19 protein-coding genes are annotated in these 17,369 nt (G+C 75.5%); 11 read left to right on the top strand and 8 right to left on the bottom strand.

Features of this window, described 5'->3' with window-relative positions:
• Window positions 1-194 precede the first annotated feature (194 nt).
• The gene (locus OKX07_RS01900; RefSeq protein ID WP_265630183.1) at window positions 195-1,178 is read left to right on the top strand and encodes an SMP-30/gluconolactonase/LRE family protein; all 984 of its coding nucleotides are present in this window, start codon (window positions 195-197) and stop codon (window positions 1,176-1,178) included.
• 71 nt (window positions 1,179-1,249) lie between these two features.
• Here the strand turns inward: OKX07_RS01900 and OKX07_RS01895 are convergent, their stop codons facing one another.
• From OKX07_RS01895 to OKX07_RS01880, 4 genes are all read right to left on the bottom strand, one after another.
• Window positions 1,250-1,930 (bottom strand): response regulator, encoded by a 681-nt coding sequence (locus tag OKX07_RS01895; RefSeq protein ID WP_265630182.1) that lies wholly within the window; start codon window positions 1,928-1,930, stop codon window positions 1,250-1,252.
• A complete protein-coding gene (locus OKX07_RS01890; protein WP_265630181.1) occupies window positions 1,927-3,252 on the bottom strand; it encodes a sensor histidine kinase in 1,326 nt (441 codons plus the stop codon). Before OKX07_RS01890 ends, OKX07_RS01895 begins: the two co-directional genes overlap by 4 nt.
• Before the next feature lie 5 nt (window positions 3,253-3,257).
• The gene (locus tag OKX07_RS01885) at window positions 3,258-4,190 is read right to left on the bottom strand and encodes a CPBP family intramembrane glutamic endopeptidase (RefSeq protein WP_265630180.1); all 933 of its coding nucleotides are present in this window, start codon (window positions 4,188-4,190) and stop codon (window positions 3,258-3,260) included.
• Window positions 4,191-4,410: 220 nt separating this feature from the next.
• Window positions 4,411-4,854: a hypothetical protein gene (locus OKX07_RS01880; protein ID WP_265630179.1), complete on the bottom strand. Its 444-nt coding sequence runs from the start codon at window positions 4,852-4,854 to the stop codon at window positions 4,411-4,413.
• 92 nt (window positions 4,855-4,946) lie between these two features.
• Here OKX07_RS01880 and OKX07_RS01875 point away from each other — a divergent pair, with 92 nt between their 5' ends.
• Window positions 4,947-5,540 (top strand): pyridoxamine 5'-phosphate oxidase family protein, encoded by a 594-nt coding sequence (locus OKX07_RS01875; protein WP_265630178.1) that lies wholly within the window; start codon window positions 4,947-4,949, stop codon window positions 5,538-5,540.
• On the opposite strand, the gene OKX07_RS01870 is transcribed toward OKX07_RS01875, so the two are convergent.
• On the bottom strand, window positions 5,521-5,946 hold the full coding sequence (locus OKX07_RS01870; RefSeq protein WP_265630177.1) for a pyridoxamine 5'-phosphate oxidase family protein: 426 nt from the start codon (window positions 5,944-5,946) through the stop codon (window positions 5,521-5,523). The two genes, OKX07_RS01875 and OKX07_RS01870, sit on opposite strands and share 20 nt — an antisense overlap.
• Window positions 5,947-6,138: 192 nt before the next feature.
• Window positions 6,139-7,011, bottom strand: coding sequence for an aminoglycoside phosphotransferase family protein (locus tag OKX07_RS01865; RefSeq protein ID WP_265630176.1), 873 nt, complete (start codon window positions 7,009-7,011; stop codon window positions 6,139-6,141).
• Window positions 7,012-7,130: 119 nt separating this feature from the next.
• On the opposite strand from OKX07_RS01865, the gene OKX07_RS20375 reads away from it, so the two are divergent.
• The 3 genes from OKX07_RS20375 to OKX07_RS01850 all read left to right on the top strand — a co-directional run bounded on the left by OKX07_RS20375 (window position 7,131) and on the right by OKX07_RS01850 (window position 9,396).
• Window positions 7,131-7,589: a DUF1905 domain-containing protein gene (locus tag OKX07_RS20375; protein ID WP_322746816.1), complete on the top strand. Its 459-nt coding sequence runs from the start codon at window positions 7,131-7,133 to the stop codon at window positions 7,587-7,589.
• Between the two features lie 100 nt (window positions 7,590-7,689).
• Complete coding sequence (locus tag OKX07_RS01855; RefSeq protein ID WP_416220812.1) at window positions 7,690-8,469, top strand: class I SAM-dependent methyltransferase; 780 nt, start codon at window positions 7,690-7,692, stop codon at window positions 8,467-8,469.
• A 237-nt stretch (window positions 8,470-8,706) separates the two neighbouring features.
• Entirely contained in the window at window positions 8,707-9,396 is a 690-nt protein-coding gene (locus OKX07_RS01850; RefSeq protein WP_265630174.1) for a histidine phosphatase family protein, read from the top strand.
• Between the two features lie 81 nt (window positions 9,397-9,477).
• Here the strand turns inward: OKX07_RS01850 and OKX07_RS01845 are convergent, their stop codons facing one another.
• Window positions 9,478-9,876, bottom strand: a complete 399-nt coding sequence (locus OKX07_RS01845; RefSeq protein ID WP_265630173.1) for a VOC family protein — start codon at window positions 9,874-9,876, stop codon at window positions 9,478-9,480.
• 103 nt (window positions 9,877-9,979) lie between these two features.
• On the opposite strand from OKX07_RS01845, the gene OKX07_RS01840 reads away from it, so the two are divergent.
• Complete coding sequence (locus OKX07_RS01840; RefSeq protein ID WP_265630172.1) at window positions 9,980-10,972, top strand: helix-turn-helix transcriptional regulator; 993 nt, start codon at window positions 9,980-9,982, stop codon at window positions 10,970-10,972.
• 643 nt (window positions 10,973-11,615) lie between these two features.
• Here OKX07_RS01840 and OKX07_RS01835 read toward each other — a convergent pair.
• The gene (locus tag OKX07_RS01835) at window positions 11,616-12,719 is read right to left on the bottom strand and encodes a hypothetical protein (protein ID WP_265630171.1); all 1,104 of its coding nucleotides are present in this window, start codon (window positions 12,717-12,719) and stop codon (window positions 11,616-11,618) included.
• A gap of 276 nt (window positions 12,720-12,995) precedes the next feature.
• Here OKX07_RS01835 and OKX07_RS01830 point away from each other — a divergent pair, with 276 nt between their 5' ends.
• The 5 genes from OKX07_RS01830 to OKX07_RS01810 all read left to right on the top strand — a co-directional run bounded on the left by OKX07_RS01830 (window position 12,996) and on the right by OKX07_RS01810 (window position 17,312).
• Complete coding sequence (locus OKX07_RS01830) at window positions 12,996-13,574, top strand: winged helix-turn-helix domain-containing protein (protein ID WP_265630170.1); 579 nt, start codon at window positions 12,996-12,998, stop codon at window positions 13,572-13,574.
• The gene (locus tag OKX07_RS01825) at window positions 13,571-14,362 is read left to right on the top strand and encodes an SRPBCC domain-containing protein (RefSeq protein ID WP_265630169.1); all 792 of its coding nucleotides are present in this window, start codon (window positions 13,571-13,573) and stop codon (window positions 14,360-14,362) included. Before OKX07_RS01830 ends, OKX07_RS01825 begins: the two co-directional genes overlap by 4 nt.
• A gap of 110 nt (window positions 14,363-14,472) precedes the next feature.
• Window positions 14,473-15,138 carry an RNA polymerase sigma factor gene (locus tag OKX07_RS01820; RefSeq protein ID WP_265630168.1) on the top strand — a complete coding sequence of 222 codons (666 nt, stop codon included), beginning with the start codon at window positions 14,473-14,475 and terminating at the stop codon, window positions 15,136-15,138.
• Window positions 15,135-15,644, top strand: a complete 510-nt coding sequence (locus OKX07_RS01815; RefSeq protein WP_265630167.1) for a hypothetical protein — start codon at window positions 15,135-15,137, stop codon at window positions 15,642-15,644. The genes OKX07_RS01820 and OKX07_RS01815 overlap by 4 nt, the downstream gene beginning before the upstream one ends.
• A gap of 9 nt (window positions 15,645-15,653) precedes the next feature.
• Entirely contained in the window at window positions 15,654-17,312 is a 1,659-nt protein-coding gene (locus tag OKX07_RS01810) for a S8/S53 family peptidase (protein WP_265630166.1), read from the top strand.
• Window positions 17,313-17,369: the final 57 nt, after the last annotated feature.

The following is a 17,369-nucleotide window of genomic DNA, read 5'->3' as shown; positions in this document are numbered from 1 at the left end:
ACGCCCGCCCGTTCCACCGCGTCGTCCACGCCACGGCCCGCACGGGACCGTGGGCCCACCGACGTCTGGCCCTGCGCGCAGGGCCGTCCCTACCGTGGGTGCCGCGCTGGTTCGTCCCGATCCCCGGCGCACTCCCGGCGTCGGTGGGGGCCCGCGCCCGGTGAGACGGACGCCCCCGTCGAAGGGGTACACCGATGCGCTCCAGCCTCACAACCACCCTTGCCGCCGCCGTCGCGCTCACGCTCGTGGCGGCCGTCCCGGCGGCCGCGCACGATCCGAACGGGCCCGGCCGCGGCCGGCCGACGACCTACCTGCTCGACCCCGTCGGTGCCGCCGCGGACGACGTGTACCCCGAGGGCGTCGCGGCCCGTGGCGACGACTTCTACGTCAGCAGCACGACCGACGGGACCATCTACCGCGGCGACCTCGACGAGCCGACGGCCACCCCGTTCCTGCCCGGCGGGCAGGACGGCCGCGCGATGGCGGTCGGGCTGAAGGTCGACGGCCGGACGCTGCTCGTCGCCGGCGGCGCCACCGGACGGGTGTGGGCGTACGACCTGCGGACGCGCGAGCTGACCGGGTCGTGGCAGGTCGCGCAGGACGGCACGCCGACGTTCGTCAACGACATCGCCGTCAGCGCGCAGGGTGACGTGTACGTCACGGACTCCATGCGCCCGATCCTCTACCGGATCGCCGCGAGCGAGCGGACGACGACGGGCACGGAGCTGCTCGAGCCGGTCGTGTCCTTCGAGGGGACCGTCTTCACGTACGACCAGGACGTCAACGCGAACGGCCTCGTGATCTCGCGTGACGGGCGGACCGCCGTCGTCGCGAAGACGCGGACCGGTGAGCTGTTCCGCGTCGGGCTGACCGACGGGAGCGTCGAGGTCATCGACCTCGGCGGCGGGTCCGTCGCCGGCGACGGCCTGCTGCTCGACGGCAACCGGCTGCTCGCGGCCGAGTGGACGGCCGGCCCCCCGTCCGTCGTGACCGTGCGCCTCTCCCGCGACCTGACCTCCGGGACCGTCGTGTCCCGCACGACGGACCCGTCGTTCGACGACCCGACGACCATCGCCCGGGCCGGCCGCAGCCTGCTGGTGGTCAACAGCCAGTTCGAGACCCGGTCCGCCGGCGGCACCCCGGAACCGTTCACGGTGTCGCGGATCCCGGTCCCCTGACGTCTCCCCGTCTGCCCAGCTCGTCGTTCGGCGGCCTTGCGGGGCTCATGAGCCGCCGAACGACGGGCGCGTCAGCCCCCGACGTCGACGATCCCGTTCTGGTACGCCCACACGACCGCCTGCAGCCGCGACTTCACACCCAGCTTCGGCATCACGCGGGCCAGGTGGGACTTCACGGTCGACACCTCGAGGAACAGCTCGCGCGCGATCTCCTCGTTGGACATGCCCTGCGCCAGCAGCAGGACGATGTCCAGCTCGCGCGGGGTGAGCAGCTCGCTCGCCCGGGCGGCGGTCACGGGTTGCGTCCGGCGCCGCGTGACGACCTCGCGCAGGACGCGCCGGGTCAGGGCGTTCGCGAGCATGCCGTGCCCGGCGGCCACCGAGCGGACGGCCTCGACGAGCGTCGCCGGCTCGGCGTCCTTGAGCAGGAAGCCGGACGCGCCGGCCTCGAGCGCACCGAACAGGTACTCGTCGACGTCGAAGGTCGTGAGGATCAGGACGGGGATCGGGTCGTCGACGTCGGGTCCGCACAGCTCGCGCGTCGCGGCGATGCCGTCCTTCCCGGGCATGCGGATGTCCATGCAGACCACGTCGGGCCGCAGCGCGCGGGCCAGCTCCACGGCGGCGGTGCCGTCGGCGGCCTGTCCGACGACCTCGATGCCCGGCTCGGTCGCCAGCATCGTGGACAACCCCATGCGGACGAGGGGCTGGTCGTCCGCCACGACCACCCGCACGGCGGCGGCCTCGCTCATCGGTCCTGCCCTTCACTCGTCGTCGGCGCCGGGTCGACGGCCGGGGGTATGGCCGGGGGTACGGATGGGGGTACGGCCGGGGCGACGGTCGCGGGGACCGACAGCGTGACCTGCCAGCCACCGGCGAGCGTCGGCCCGTACCGCAGGGTGGCGCCGGTCAGCTCGGCGCGCTCGTGCATCCCGACCAGACCGTAGCCGGGGTCGTGGTGCGCGGGCGCCTCCCCCTCGGCCGGCGGACCGTTGCGGACCACCACCTCGACACGGCCCTCGTCGCGCGCGTCGAGGGTCACCTCGCAGCGCGCGCCGGGCGCGTGGCGGGCGGCGTTCGCCAGCGCCTCCTGGACGACGCGGTACGCCGCGAGCTGCGCCAGCGGACCGACGGCACCCGAGGCGGCGAGCTCCGCCACCGGGCCGGACGTCTCCAGCGAGACCGCCGACCCTGCCTCCTGCGCCCCCGCGACGAGCTCACCGATGCCCGCCAGGGTCTCCATGCGCACCGGGCCGCCGGGCTCTCCCGGCCCGTCCACGTCCCGCAGCAGCACCACGAGGTTGCGCAGGTCCCGCAGCATGGCCGTGCTCTGCTCCCGCACCTGCGCGACGGCGACCTTGGCACCGTCCGGGTCGACGTCGATCTGCCGGCCGATGGCCCCGGTCATCACGGCGATGCCCGACAGGTGGTGGGCCGCGATGTCGTGCAGCTCGCGTGCCATCGCGGTCCGCTCCCGCTCGACGGCGACCTGCACCAGGGCGTCACGCTCCCGGCTCTGCGCCTCGGCGGTGCCCGCCAGGGCGTCGAGCGCGTCGCGTCGCGAGCCGACGACGCTCGCGGCGACGACCGGCAGGCCGACCCCGCCGACGGCCTGCAGGAGGCCGGCGACGACCGCGGGCCACCCGTCGACGCCACCGCGCAGCGCTGTGGCCGCCACCGCGGCGGCGACCAGCGCGCCGGCACCCAGCAGCGTCGGCGTCAGACGCCGTGCGGGCCGCGCGAGGACCGCCCGGTACGTCGCGACCATCACCGCGATGAGCCCGACCCCGATCCCGTCACCGAGGACCAGGAGCGCAGGCATCAGGGCCGCGACGGCCAGGAGGGCCGCACGGGGACGCCCGCCCCACCACGCCAGCGCGGCCGCCTGCAGCGCCAGCACCCCGACCGACCACCACCACGCGGCGTCGTCGAACCCCGGCACGCCGCTCGCGGTCGCCGGGTCGGTGCTGCTCACGACGACGGACGCCGCGAGCAGCCCGACCGACAGCACCCAGCACGCCGCCGGCACGACGTCCGTCGGCCGGCGGCGGTGCTGAGCAGGACGCTCGATCATCGACGTCACGATAGACGTGCCGCCGGGAGCTGGTGCTCGAGGTGGTCGGCGGGGTCCGGGTGGTACCCGAGCCGTCCCCGCGAGCCGAGGAGCGTCACCGCACCGGCCACGGTCGCCGTCACCAGCAGCAGGTGCAGGAACATCGGGCCGTCCCACATCGGGAAGATCTCGCCCCACACACCCGAGAAGTTGTTGACGCTGCAGTGCAGCAGCATCGCCATCGGCAGGCTCTGCCCGGTCCGGTTGAACACCCAGGTCATCACGACGTTGAACGCGATGCAGAAGGCGACGAACTCCGGCCCCCGGTACCACGCCGTCCCGCTCCAGTCCGCCCACTCCGTGACGAACAGCGGCAGGTGCCACACGCCCCACAGCGCGCCGATCGCCACGGCCGCACCGGGGGCACCGATGATGCGCTGCATGCGCGGCAGCGCGAAGTCGCGCCAGCCCGGCTCCTCGGCGAGGCCGGTCGTCACCATCTGGACGAGCAGCCCGGGCACGAGGGCGCCCAGGATCATCGCGGACGGCATGTGCGCCTGCCCACCGGAGAACACGAGACCGGAGAGGATCAACGCGGCGGGGACGCTCAGGAGGATGCCGACGTACCACTTCCAGCTGACCTTCCAGTTCCACAGCCGGCGCGCCCACGCGCGCAGTCCCGCACGGCCGTCCGCGATCGCCGTGACGAAGAGCGCCGCGCCGATGGGGCCGAGGTAGGCGCCGGGGAGCATGCCGAGCAGCTGCCCACCGCCCGTGCCGCCGGGGAAGCTGAAGTCCCAGATGCCCAGGCCGTGGTTCGACAGGATGTACGGGATCCACGCGATCCAGCTGGCCAGGAGCGCCAGCACGAAGAACGACAGCAGCGGGCGGCGCCGGACGATGTCGAGCGCGCCTCCCCGCCGGGGTGGTGCGGGAGCCTGAGCAGTGACGACGCTCATCGGACTGTCCTTTCGTCGGGGTCGGTCTGACGTGACTCGACGTTAGGAAACGGCGACCTGCTGCCGCGCCGGGCGGAGGGTGGAACGTCGGCGGTTGCATCGAAGGATGCAGGCGTCACGACCCCCGAGCGCAACGTCACTCACCGCACGGGCGCACCAGCGGTGAGTGAGGTTCCGGTCGACGGGGTGGGGGTGACGTCGAGGCCGCTGCGCGGTGGCGTCAGGCGGCGCGCAGCACCAGCAGGAACTGCCCGCCGCCCGGCTCGACCTGCGTCGCGACGGCCAGGTCGGGGGCGAACCGCGACAGCCGGTCGACCAGCCACGCGGCGGCCTCGTCGGCGTCCGCACGGCTGGGGCAGCGCGCCACCACCTCGCGTCCGCCCTTGCGGCCCAGACGCTCGACGGTCTCCGCGATGGGGGCGGGGTCGACGACGAACAGGTCCGGCGACCACGCCACGACGGGCTTGACCGCGCCCTTGCGGGTGTTGCAGGCCCGGTGGGCGAGCCGCTCCGCACCGGCCGGGGCCTTCTTCGACTTGCCGACGGCGCCGAGGTCGACGCTGGGGCCGAGGTCGGAGTTGACCGAGGCGTCAGGGTCCACCGGCTCGTCGCACAGCCAGCAGCGCCACGCGTCACGGTCGCCGACCGCACTCAGGTTGCTCATGCGCGCACCGTAGCCCCCGGCGTGCCGGAACCGCCGCCGGGGACCGCCGCCGGGACCGATGAGTCGAGGCGGCCGACGCGGTCTGCCCTCCTATGACGACGGATCCCACGACGTCCGCGACGACGACCGCCGAGCCGACCGCCGAGCCGACCGCCGAGCCGACCGCCGAGCTCGACCCGCGGTTCTCCTCCCCCGGCGCCGAGCCACTCGCCTGGTCCACCGCGCGCGACCGGCTGCGCACGGCGCGCACGCTGCTGCTGTGCACCGTCCGCCGCGACGGCCGGCCGCACGTGACGCCGCTCCTCGCGGTGTGGCTCGACGACGCGCTGTGGTTCTGCACCGGCGCGCAGGAGCAGAAGGCGCGCAACCTCGAGCACGCCACGGCGTGCGTGCTCACCGCCGCCGACGGCTTCACGGACGCCGGCCTCGACGTCGTCGTGGAGGGTGAGGCCGTGCGCGAGCGCGACGACGCGGTGCTGCGGCGGGTCGCCGACGCGTACGTCGCGGCGCACGGCGAGCAGTGGCGCTTCGACGTCCACGACGGGACGTTCCACCAGGACGCCGCCGCGACCCCCGCCCTCGTGTTCCGCGTGGCGCCGCGGACGGTCTTCGCGTTCGCGAAGGCCGAGCCCTACAGCCAGACGCGCTGGCGCTTCCCGTCGGCCGTCAGTACGCGTAGCGGCTGACGCTCTCCGGGTGGAGCACGAGCCGGACCTGGTCCTCCGCGAGGATCCCCGCAAGGTCCTGCGCGCGGACCGGGTCGGCCAGGTCCCAGTAGCGGGCGGCGAGGCGCGCGGCCAGGTCGTGCGCACCGTCGGCCTCGACGGTGACCCGTCCGGAGACCGACACCCAGTGCTCCCGCTCGCCCACCGGGGCGGCGACGACGATCGACGCGCGGGGGTCGCGGCCCAGCCGCCGCACCTTGAGGGTGTCGGGGCCGGTGAACAGCTGGACGGTGCCGTCGTCCGCGAGCTCGAACCACACCGGACGCGGCTGCGGCGGCACGGGACCGGAGGCGACGGTGAGGAAGCCGTGCAGCGGGCGACGCAGCAGCTCGATGTCGTCGGCGGTCAGGGACGGGTCGGCGCTCATCGCGGCTCCTGGTGGCGGGGACGGCTCATGTGAGGGACAACCGCAGCCCGACCCGCGCCCATTCCGCGTCGCTGCGCCCGCGCCACGGACGATCTGCCGCGAGCGATCCGCCGGTGAGGTCCCCCAACGACATCGCGTTGCAGCGTTCGGGACGTCTGACGTCCCGAACGCTGCAGCTCGACCCCGGGCGCGTCAGGGAGTCAGGCCCGCGTCCTGGAGGACCGCGCGGATCGTCGCGCGCGCGTGGTCGGCTAGCGGCACGTAGCGCGTGCGGTAGTAGGGCAGCTGCAGCAGCGCCTGCCGCAGCGCCCAGCCACGCCCGCGCACCCACGTCGCGTCGTCCTCGCCGAGCGCAGCGCGGAACACGGCGCGGGACGGTGCGTCGAGGAGGTTCCACGCCGGGCCGAGGTCCCCCGCGGGGTCGCCGAGCCCGGCCCCGCCCCAGTCGAGCAGCCCCACGAGCCGGCCGTCGCGCACGACGAGGTTGCCGGGCGCGAGGTCGCCGTGCAGCCAGACACCGACCCCGTCCCACGGATCGGCCGCACACGACACCTCCCACGCGCGGAGCACGAGATCGAGCGGGATCTCGTCGCGGACGGCCCGCGCGTCGGCGACCAGCAGGTCCGTGAGGTCGGCGAGCGGGTGGGCACGTCGGGCATTGACCCGGCCCGGGACGTCCAGGGCGCGCAGCCGCAGCACGACGTCCGCGAGGTCGTCCGCGAGCGCGGGCGTCGGCTCCGTCGGCGTCGCGCCGTCGACCCACCGGACGACGGACCACCGCCACGGGTACCCGTGCCCGGGCTCGCCGACGGCCACGGGCACGGGCGCCTCGACGCCGAGCAGCGTCGCGAGGCGCTCGGTCGACGCGGCCTCGTGCTCAACCGCGTCCCGTGCCCCGACGATCCGCGCCATGCGGACGGCGAGGTCGTCCCCGAGCCGGAACATCGCGTGGTCGGTGCCGCGGTGCGGCAGGGCCCGCACGGGCAGGTCGCGCCAGCGCGGGTGCTGGTCCGCGACGAGGGCACGCACCTGGTCCGTCGTGAGGGTCAGCTCGTCGTCGTGCATCGCGTCCGACGGTAGGCGCGCGCGGCGGCGACGGCAGGGCATTTTCTGCGTGCCGCCCTGGGGCGTGCGCCCCGTGCGGGGCTTCCCGGGTGTCGGTGGGCGCTGCCATGCTCGCCTGCGTGGAGCTGCGGTTCGGTGGTGAGGTGGTGTGGTGGCGCGGGCCGGCGCCGTACCACTTCGTCGCGCTCCCGGACCCGGAGGTGGCACGCCTGCGCGTCGTCGCGTCGCGCGTGACCTACGGCTGGGGCTGCATCCCCGCGAGCGTGACCCTGGGCGCGACGACGTTCACGACGTCGATCTTCCCCAAGGACGGCGGCTTCATGGTCCCGGTCAAGGTCGCCGCCCGGCGGGCGGAGGGCGTCGAGCTGGGCGACGACGTCGCGCTCGTGGTCGTCGTCGACGACCCCGACGGCCCCGGGGACGAGCCGCAGGACGACCCGGACGACCGGGCCGCGTCGGCGCCCGCGCGACCCCGCCGGGTCGTCCGTCACGACCCGGCGGACGACGACGACTACTACGACCCCGCCGCCGAGGCGCCCGGCCGCGTCCCGGACGCCGCGGGACACCCCGCCCCCTGACGTCCGCCGCAGGCACCCTTCGGCGCAGGGTCGGCACGCGGGGGCCCACGTGCCGGGATGACGACCGGCGGGGCGACCGGCCGATGGTTCGATGTCTCCCGTGGCGCAGCGCGGGACACCGGCAGGGGACTTCGACTACGAGCGGCACGGCACCGGGTACGCCGCGGTGCGCCGACCCGACCCGCGGATCGAGGCACGGGTGCACGCGGCACTCGGCGGGGCCCGGACGGTCCTCAACGTCGGGGCCGGCGCAGGGTCGTACGAGCCGAGCGACCGCTGGGTGCTGGCCGTCGAGCCGTCCGCGACGATGCGCGCCCAGCGTCCCGTGGGTGCCGCACCGGCCCTCGACGCGACCGCGGAGCACCTGCCCCTCGACGACGACAGCGTCGACGCCGTGATGTTGACGGTGACCGTCCACCAGTGGGGCGACGTCGACCAGGGCCTGCGTGAGATGCGGCGCGTCAGCCGCGGGCCGGTGGTCGTCCTCACGTTCGACGCGGTCGCGCTGCAGGAGTTCTGGCTGGCCGAGTACGTCCCCGAGGTCTTCGCCCTGGAGCAGGCGCGGTTCCCGACGATCGAGCACCTGACGGACACCCTCGCGGCGGGCAGCTCGGCGGTCCGTGTCGAGTCGGTCCCGGTGCCGTGGGACTGCGTCGACGGGTTCGGCGAGGCGTTCTACGGACGCCCCGAGGCGTTCCTGCGTCCGGAGGTGCTCGGTGCGACGTCCGCGCTCGCCATGGCCGGCGCCGACGTGGCCGAGCGCGGCCTGGCCCGGCTGCGCGCCGACCTCGCGAGCGGCGCCTGGGACCGCGCGCACGGGCACCTGCGCACGCAGCCCGAGCGCGCCGGAGCCCTCCGCCTGGTCGTGGCGCACGCCTGAACCGGCCCCCAGCTCCAGAAGTGTGAAGCGTTGCTGCCGCCCTGCGGTATCAACGCTTCACACTCTCCGCCCCCGGCCTGACGGCGTGGCGGGGGGTCGGGTCGGTCGAGGTGCTCGGTGCTCGCGGGGCCGTCGACGGCGACGGGTTGCCTGCACCTCGATTCGCTGGTCGCGCACATCGCGAAGGAGACGTGTGGCCTGCACAGGCGGCACGACGAGCGGTGCCACCCTTGACCCGTGACCGCCACATCACCCCCCTTCCCGCTCCCGCCCATCCCCGGCGTGGTGCCGGCGCGCGAGCGCACGGTCAGCGTCGTGACGCATCCCGAGGCGACGCACCACGTCGACGGGCTGGTCGGCGGGCAGTTCGACTCGGCGTTGACGCCGCGCGGGGAGCGCGAGGCGGCGGCGATCACCGCGGCGCTGGGTGCGCGCATCGATGCCTCGGCCCGGGTCGCTGTCGTCGCGTCGGACCTGCGGCGGACGCGCCGGACCGCCGAGATCGTCGGCGAGGCCTGGGGCATCGACCCGACGCTCGACCCGCGGCTGCGGGAGATCTCGTACGGGGAGGCCGGTGGCCGGCCGCAGTCGTGGCTCGACGCGCGCTTCGTGCCGCCCCCGGCCGTCGGGGACCGTCTGCGGCACCACGTGGGCATCGCGGGCGCGGAGACCCGGCTCGACGTGGCCGTCCGCGTCTACGAGGCCATGACGGACCTGCTCGCGCAGGACGCCGACGAGCTCGTCGTGGTGACCCACGGCTTCACCGCGGGGCTGGTCGTCGCCGCGTGGATCGGCATGCCGATCGAGGCGGCAGGCCACGTCGCGTTCCCGGTGCCGTCGGGCAGCATCACGACGCTGCGCGAGGACAGGTTCTTCCACAGCCGCGCCGTCGTGACCGTGGGCGACGTGGCCCACCTGCGCGCCTGACGGCGTCCCGACCGGGATCGCGCTCGACGCCCGCGCAGCGTTCGGGACGCCTGACGACCCGAACGCTGCGCGACGTGACCCTCACGCCCGGTCGCGGTCCAGGATCTGCACGTAGTGCGGGTTGGTCATGACGCCGAGGACGTTGCCGAACGGGTCGACCACCGACGCCGTGACGAAGCCCGCGCCGCGCTCGGTGATCGGCTCGCGCAGCGTCGCACCGAGCGCGAGGAGCCGGTCCACGGCGGCGGGGAGGTCGTCGACGTGCCAGTGCGCGATCGCACCGCCGGGGACGTCGGGCTCCCCTGCGGGGGCGTAGCGGCGGTCGATGATCCCGAGCTCGTGCTCGTAGTCGCCGACGCGGAACTCGTTGTACCCGGGACGCTCGAAGTACGGCTCGATGCCGAGCAGCTCGGCGTACCAGCGGGTCGCGGCGGCGTGGTCGGCGGCGTAGACGTTCACGGTGGCGAGTCCGCGGAGCATGGTGTGGTCCTCTCGTCGGCGGGCGGTCCGTCCCGCCCTCACATCTCCACCCTCGCCGGTGAAGTGCTCACGGAGTGAGCACTTTGTGGCCCATGCTCGTCCCATGCGCGCGGACCGGCTCGTCGCCACCCTCCTGCTGCTCCAGACCCGCGGCCGCACCACGGCCGCGGAGGTCGCACGCGAGCTCGAGGTGTCGCTCGCGACCGCCCGCCGCGACCTCGAGGCGCTCGCCGCGGCCGGCGTGCCGGTGTACCCGCAGGCCGGGCGCGGCGGTGGCTGGCAGCTCGTCGGCGGGGCGCGCACCGACCTCACGGGCCTCACGGCGCCCGAGGCGCGCGCCCTGTTCGCGCTCCTCGGGCCGGCGTCGTCCGGGCGCGGACGGCCCGAGGCGCGCTCGGCGCTGCGGAAGGTGCTACGCGCGCTCCCCCGGACGTTCCGCGCCGAGGCCGCCGCGGCCGCCGACGCCGTGGTGGTCGACCCCGTGGGCTGGGGTGAGGAGGGCCGGTCCCGGCCCCCGCTCGCCGACGAGCTCGAGGACGCCGTCGTCCGACGCCGCCGCGTCCGCCTGCGGTACGCGGGCCGCACGAGCGCGCCGTCCGAGCGCCTCGTCGACCCCTGGGGCCTGGCCGACAAGGACGGCACCTGGTACCTGCTCGCCGGGACCGAGCGCGGCGCGCGCACGTTCCGGCTCGACCGCGTCGAGCACGCCGAGGTCACGGACCTGCCCGCGCAGCGCCCCGACGACCTCGACGTCGAACTCCTCTGGGCGCGCACGGTCGAGGAGGTCGAGCAGCGGCGCTCGACGCTGCGCGCGACCGTGCTCATCGACCCGCGCCTGCTGCCGATCCTTCGGGACCGGATGGGGCGCCACTGCGAACCCGCGGGCACGCACGACGACGGGCGCGCCCGGGCGCACGTGACGGCGCCGACCGCACTCGACGTCGCCCGGCACCTCGCCGGCTGGAGCGGTGACGTCGAGGTCGTCGAGCCCGCGTCGGTGCGTGCCGAGCTCGCCCGGATCGGCGCCGCGCTGGTCGAACGGAACGCCACCCCGCCGCCGGCGGACGCCCCCGCGAGCAGCGTTCGGGACACCTGAGGTCCCGAACGCTGCACGAGGACTGGCGCTCGGCGACCTGCGTCCGTGTCGCGGGTGGGCGGTGTCGCGACGCGTCCTCCTGTGACCCGTCGAGCGCCACGCCGTGGAGCGTTCGGGACGCCTGACGTCCCGAACGCGTCGCGGCGCGACCCGGTGGGTCCCCGGTCAGCCCGTGACCCGCCACGCCCAGCGGCGGACGTCGTCGTCCGCCGGCACCACCGTGTGAGGCGCGTCCGTGCGCGCCGACGACCACGGGTCGTCACCCGCGTCCGTCAGACCGCGCTGCTCCGGGAGCCCCGGTTCGGCGGGGTGTGCGACCCGCCCTGTCGTCTCGTTCTCGCACATGCTCGTCCCTCTCGTCCCCTGGTCTCTCGACGGCCGTCGCGGTGGGCGAGGCTCGGGCCCCCTCCGACCCGTCCTTCGCCCACCCCGACGGCCCGGCCTGGGCGTCACCGTGTCCGCAGGTACCGCCCGGCCGTCGCTCACCCGGTCGTCGACCGGTCGTCGTCGTCCTCCGGTCGGCGTCGTCGGTCCCGCTGCTGACGCCGCGGGAGATCGATCCCGTCGCGCGCGACGGGTCCACGTGGTCTCGCCGGGCACGAGGTCGCGACGATCGCGGACCTCGGCCGGTGAGCGGGGCGGGTCAGGCGGGGCGGGCGCCGGGTCGCGGCGCGAGGCCGGCCGGGGCCACGTCGTCGTCGGCCGCGGCGGCACCGTGCGCGACGAGCGCGCCGGTGCGGGCCGTGCCGGGGAGCACGGCGACGTCGGCGGGCTTCGCCGAGGTCGTGGGGGCTGCGCCACCCGAGGCGGACGGCGCCGTCGGCACGGCGGGCGGCGCTGCGGGCGCCGACGGCGCCACGGGGTGATCGGGAGCGGTGGCCGTCAGCACCGGCGTGGCGACGACGGGCGCGTCCGCGGCCGGTCGCGGGGGCTCGGCGTCCGCGGCAGGGCGCCGGTCGACGGACCGGGCGACGGCGGGTGCCGTGGTCGTCGCGGGAACCTCGACGACGTCGACCGCGACCGCGTCGGCCACCGAGACCGCCGGAACCGGGACCGCCGGCGTGCCGGGAGGCGCGGCCCCGGCACCGGGTGCGGACTCGCCGACGCCGGCCACCAGCCCGTCGACGACGGGTGCGAGTGCGCCCCCCGTCACGGGCGCGAGCGGCGCGACGACGGGTGCGAGCGGGGACGTCACCGGGGCGAGCAGGTCGCCGACGGGTGTCAGCACGGGCGCCAGCGCGTCGACCACCGCGTCGACCACCGGGTCGAGCGCGCCGAGCACCGGGGCCGTGACGGGCGCGACCGCGGACGCGACCGGCGTGGTCACGGGCGCCACGAGGTCCGCGACGGGTGCGGTCACGGGTGCGGCGACGTCTCCGACGACGTCGGTCACGGGTGCGGCGACGTCTCCGACCACGTCGGTCACGGGTGCGAGCGCCGCGGTGGCCGGAGCCACGACCTCGCCGACGGGGGCGACCACGTCGGCGACCACAGGCGTCACGGGTGCCAGCACGGCACCGAGCACGTCCCCGACCGGCGACGTCGCGTCGGCCGGGACGACCGCCCCGACCGCGCTGTCGACGCCCGCGAGCACGCCGTCGACCACGTCGACCACACCACCCAGCAGCCCGGCAGACGGCGGCTCGGACGCCTGGGCGGGAGCCGCGAGCGCCGCGCCGGCGACCCAGAGGCCGGCACCGGCGGCTGATGCCAGGAGGGCTCGGCGCCAGGTGTCACGTCGTCGCACGTCGCCTCCCTCCGTCGCTGCACCGGCCTTCGTCCTGCACCGGCCTTCGTCGCTGCACCGGCCCGCAGACGGCGTCCCTCGTGCGGATGCCAGGCCCGTCGGCGGCGGATGCGTAGGAGTGTGGCCGAGGCCACGTGGTGCCGCACCCGGTGCACTGGCGCCGCCGCGGGCCGGTGTGCAGAACGCAACGTCGCTGTCCCGGGGGCGCTGCGGACACCCGAGACGGGCGCCGACCCGACCCTTGACAGTTTTTCTTGTCAATGGGACGGTGTAGCCGTGCAGGACATCGAAGTCATCGAGAGCGCGGACGCAGCAGCAGCCGCGCTGGACCCGGTCCGGGCCCGGCTCCTCGGCGAGCTGGCCGTCCCGGCCTCCGCCGCCGGGCTCGCCGCCCGCGTCGGCATCGCGCGCCAGAAGGTCAACTACCACCTCAAGGCGCTCGAGGCGCACGGCCTGGTGGAGCTGGCCGAGGAGCGTCGGCACGGCGGCATCACCGAGCGCGTGCTGCAGGCGTCGGCGGCGTCGTACGTCGTCTCGCCGGCGGCCGTCAGCGCGTCCGCGGCAGACCCGGACGCCAACGACGACCACCTGTCGGCGGGCTACCTGGTCGCGCTGGCCGGGCGCCTCGTACGCGAGGTCGGCACCCTGGCGCGTCGTGCCGGGGCGTCGGGCAAGCGCCTGCCGACGCTCACGATCGACACGCAGATCGGCTTCCGGTCGGCCGCCGACCGGGCGGCCTTCGCCGACGACCTCACCGCCGCGGTGCTCGACCTGACCGCGCGCTACCACCACGACGACGGGCGGCCGTACCGGCTCGTCGTCGCCGCCCACCCCCGTCCGCAGGAGGACTCATGAGCACCGCCCTGAACGTGCCGTACCGCCTGGAGTTCACCGTCGAGGTCCCGGGTACCCCGGACCAGGTCTGGGAGGCCGTCGCCACCGCCCAGGGCATGAGCGCCTGGTTCCTGCCGACCCGGATGGAGGAGCGCGAGGGCGGCTCCCTGCACTTCTCCATGGGACCGGAGATGGGATCGGACGGCCAGGTCACCGGCTGGGACCCGCCGCGCCGCATCGCCTACCAGGAGGACTGGGCCGCCCTCATGGGCAAGGACCCGGACACGCTCAGCCCGCTGACGTCCGAGTTCCTGGTCGAGGCGCAGTCCGGCGGCACCTGCGTCGTGCGCGTCACCACCAGCGGGTTCGGGACCGGCGCGGAGTGGGAGCAGGAGTGGTGGGACGACATGGGCTCCTCCTGGCTGCCGTTCTTCGACAACCTGCGCCTGTACCTGGCCCACTTCCCCGGTCAGGAGGCCACGCAGCTGGAGGTCACCGCGTCCCACCCCGGCGACGCGTCGGCGCTGTGGTCGGCCCTGCGCGACGCGCTCGGGCTGGGCGACGTGGGTTCGACGGTCGACGTGCGCGGCGCCACCGGCACCGTGGAGCGCGTCGGCGAGCGCCAGACGCTGGTCCGGCTCACCGCACCGGTGCCCGGGATGCTGTCCCTCTTCACGTACGGGTACGGCGAGGGCGAGGCGACCGCGGGCGTCCGCGCCTACCTGTTCTCCGCCGACGCGGCTGACTACGTGCGGCGCGAGGAGCCGGCCTGGCAGGCGTGGCTGCAGGGGCTCTCCGTGTCCGCCTGACCCCGCAGGGCACGCGCCGACGGCGGCAGCACCTGCCGCCGTCGGCGCCGGTCACTGTGCCCGGACGTGCCGCGTATCACGACGTTCGTTGCGTACCTCCTGTGGCCACCATGAAGATGACCACCATGGCCGGGGATGCCGCAGGTGACGCGCCCGAGCGGCGCGCGCAGCACGGTGCGCCCTCCCCCGAGCCCACCCCCGCGCCCTCGACCGCGCCGTCCACCTGGGACCGCGCCGCCGCCGCCTTCCGCTCCTGGCGCGACGGCAGGCCCGGCGCCATGGACGACCTCGTGACGGTGATGACGCCCGTCCTGTGGCACGTCGTGCGGGCCTACGGCCTCGAGCGCGGCGACGCCGAGGACGTCGTGCAGACCACCTGGATGACGCTGGTGCGGCGCGGGGAGTCGATCACCGACCCGCAGGCGGTCGCCGCCTGGCTGACGACGACGGCGCGCCGCGAGGCGTGGCGCGTCGCCCGCCGCAGGAGCCCGTCGGTCCTGGTCGAGGACGACGTGCTCGAGCACTTCGCCGACCACGTCGACTCCGCCGAGCAGGAGGCCGTCACGCGGGACTCGGACGACCTGCTCTGGCGGTGCGTGCGCCTGCTCTCGGAGCGCTGCCGGCGCCTGCTGCGCGTCGTCGCCTTCGACGACCGTCCCGACTACGCCCGGCTCTCGAAGGACCTGGGGATGCCCGTGGGGAGCATCGGGCCGACACGCGGCCGGTGCCTCACGCGGCTCCGCCAGGCACTGCTGGCCGAAGGAGGTGCCCCGTGACCGCGCAGGACGAGGACCGGATGCTGCTGGTGCGGCTGCGGTCGATGTGGGAGCACCGGGACCCGGTACCGGACGGGCTGGTCGGCTCCGTCCTCGCCGCGCTCGCGACGCAGGGGCTGGACGAGGAGTACGAGATCCTCACGCTCGTCGAGTCGACGGAACGGCTCGCCGGGGTGCGCGGCGGGCCGGACAGCCGCACGCTCACGTTCGGCTCGGGTGCCGTCACCGTCATGGTGCGCCTCAGCTCGCTGGCCGACGGGCGCCGACGCCTGGACGGGTGGATCACCCCGTCCGCGACCTACGACGTGCGGCTCGACCGACGCGCCGCGCGGGGTGGCGACGCCGTCGAGCTGCGGACGACGTCGACCCCGCACGGCCGGTTCGAGATCGCGGACGTCGCCGCGGGCACCGTCGCGCTCCGGCTCCTCGCCGTCCCCGAGGGGCAGCCGCCCACCGACGACGGCGTCGCGCCCCTCTGGCTCACGACCCCACCCCTCACCCTCTAGGAGATCTGCATGGCCACGCAGCGACCGAAGGCCGACGACGGCAAGCCTGCGGGGCCCGGGTGGTTCCGCCGCCACGTCCCGAGTCGACCGCCCTTCGCGGTGCTCGAGCCAGCGGACGACGACGTCGACGGTCACGGCGTCGCGCCCACCGGGTACGTCCCGGGGCACCTGCTGGTCTCGACGCTCGGCCCCACGCAGGAGGCCATCGGCGCGCTGCAGGAGATCGCCGCGGAGCTGGGGTGGACGGTCGAGCGCGATCCCGCCTACCGCCGGGTCGTGCTCGACGAGCCGGACGAGGACACCGCGGCGCGTCGGCGGCGCCTGCCGTGGGCCACCGGGCGGCCCGGGCTCGTGCGGCTGCTCCTGCGCGCCACGCCCGGTGCGGCGGCGCCCGACGCGTGGCGGCTGCTCCAGGCGCTGCGGGCGCAGCTGCCCGCCGACGACGACCGTCTGCGCGGGGTCGGGCTCGACCACGTCCTGACGATCGGCGCGGGCATCGGCGCGAACCCGTTCCACTCCACGAACCCGTTCCACTCGACCAACCCGTTCCACTCCACGAACCCGTTCCACTCGACCAACCCGTTCCACTCGACCAACCCCTACGCGGCGGCCGGGGGTGCGGCCTCGACGTACGCCGCGGCGGGCAGCGGGGGGCTCCAGCCGGTCGCGTTCGTCGGGGCCCCGCCGGCGCGGCACGAGAAGGTCGAGGGTCGTCGGCCCGTCGTCGGGCTGCTCGACACCGGGTGCGGGGACCACACGTGGCTCGGGCACGTCAACACGATCGCCGTCCCCGGCCCGACGATCGGGCACACCTCCGCGCACGACGACCCGGAGCGCCACCCCGACCAGCACGGCCCGCTCGACGGCGCGCTCGACGGGGTCGCCGGGCACGGGACGTTCATCGCCGGGCTGGTCCACCAGGCCGCCCCCGACGCCGACGTGCTGGCGTGGCGGGTCGTCGGGTCGGAGGGCGCCGTCGTGGAGTCCGAGCTGGTCGACGCGCTGACCGCCATCGCGAACCTCGTCCTGCACCACGCGGGCGGGCTCCCGGACGGCCTGCCGGTCGACGTGCTCAACCTGTCGATGGGCTACTACCACGAGACCCCGTACGACGCGCTGTTCGACCCGACGCTGTACGAGATCCTCGCGTCCATGGGGCGCTGCGGGACGGTGGTCGTCTGCTCGGCCGGCAACGACGCGACCGACCGCCCCATGTTCCCCGCGGCGTTCGCGCCGTGGGACCCGGCCCGGACGGCACCGGGCGACGTCGACCCGCTGCCGCAGCGCGACCCCGACGCGGTACCCCTCGTCGCCGTCGGCGCCCTCAACCCCGACGGGACGGACGCGTTGTTCACCAACGACGGCCCCTGGGTGCAGACCCACGAGCGCGGGGCCGCCGTCCTGAGCACCATGCCCGCCTTCACCGGCGGGGCGCAGCCGCTCGCCCGGACGGTCCACGGTGGTCGGACGCGCCGGACCATCGACCCCGACGACTTCACCGGCGGGTTCGCCCTGTGGAGCGGCACCTCCTTCGCGGCGCCCGTGGTCGCGGGACGGGTCGCGGACCGGCTGCTGGGGCAGATCCCCGCGGGCGACGGGTCGTCGCGGGAGGCGGCGCGCAAGCGCGCGCTCGCGGCCCTGCGGCAGGAGCCGCCGCTCGGGGGGTGAGGCGGGAGGACGAGCGGGCGCCCGGCCCACTCGGGCAGGCGCCTGGTCTGCGCCCTG

Origin of the sequence: Cellulomonas sp. S1-8, from assembly GCF_026184235.1 — a bacterium.
Classification (GTDB): domain Bacteria; phylum Actinomycetota; class Actinomycetes; order Actinomycetales; family Cellulomonadaceae; genus Cellulomonas.
The sequence above is the reverse complement of the archived record's forward strand: the minus strand, read 5'-3'. Positions and strand labels throughout refer to the sequence as shown.

Coding starts and splice junctions, on each gene's coding strand:
- OKX07_RS01820 (WP_265630168.1), top strand. CDS start 14,473: ATGAAGATGACCACCATGGCCGGGGATGCCGCAGGTGACGCGCCCGAG.
- OKX07_RS01900 (WP_265630183.1), top strand. CDS start 195: ATGCGCTCCAGCCTCACAACCACCCTTGCCGCCGCCGTCGCGCTCACG.
- OKX07_RS01810 (WP_265630166.1), top strand. CDS start 15,654: ATGGCCACGCAGCGACCGAAGGCCGACGACGGCAAGCCTGCGGGGCCC.
- OKX07_RS01840 (WP_265630172.1), top strand. CDS start 9,980: ATGCGCGCGGACCGGCTCGTCGCCACCCTCCTGCTGCTCCAGACCCGC.
- OKX07_RS01870 (WP_265630177.1), bottom strand. CDS start 5,946: ATGAGCGCCGACCCGTCCCTGACCGCCGACGACATCGAGCTGCTGCGT.
- OKX07_RS01825 (WP_265630169.1), top strand. CDS start 13,571: ATGAGCACCGCCCTGAACGTGCCGTACCGCCTGGAGTTCACCGTCGAG.
- OKX07_RS01880 (WP_265630179.1), bottom strand. CDS start 4,854: ATGAGCAACCTGAGTGCGGTCGGCGACCGTGACGCGTGGCGCTGCTGG.
- OKX07_RS01895 (WP_265630182.1), bottom strand. CDS start 1,930: ATGAGCGAGGCCGCCGCCGTGCGGGTGGTCGTGGCGGACGACCAGCCC.
- OKX07_RS01885 (WP_265630180.1), bottom strand. CDS start 4,190: ATGAGCGTCGTCACTGCTCAGGCTCCCGCACCACCCCGGCGGGGAGGC.
- OKX07_RS01875 (WP_265630178.1), top strand. CDS start 4,947: ATGACGACGGATCCCACGACGTCCGCGACGACGACCGCCGAGCCGACC.
- OKX07_RS01845 (WP_265630173.1), bottom strand. CDS start 9,876: ATGCTCCGCGGACTCGCCACCGTGAACGTCTACGCCGCCGACCACGCC.
- OKX07_RS01865 (WP_265630176.1), bottom strand. CDS start 7,011: ATGCACGACGACGAGCTGACCCTCACGACGGACCAGGTGCGTGCCCTC.
- OKX07_RS01890 (WP_265630181.1), bottom strand. CDS start 3,252: ATGATCGAGCGTCCTGCTCAGCACCGCCGCCGGCCGACGGACGTCGTG.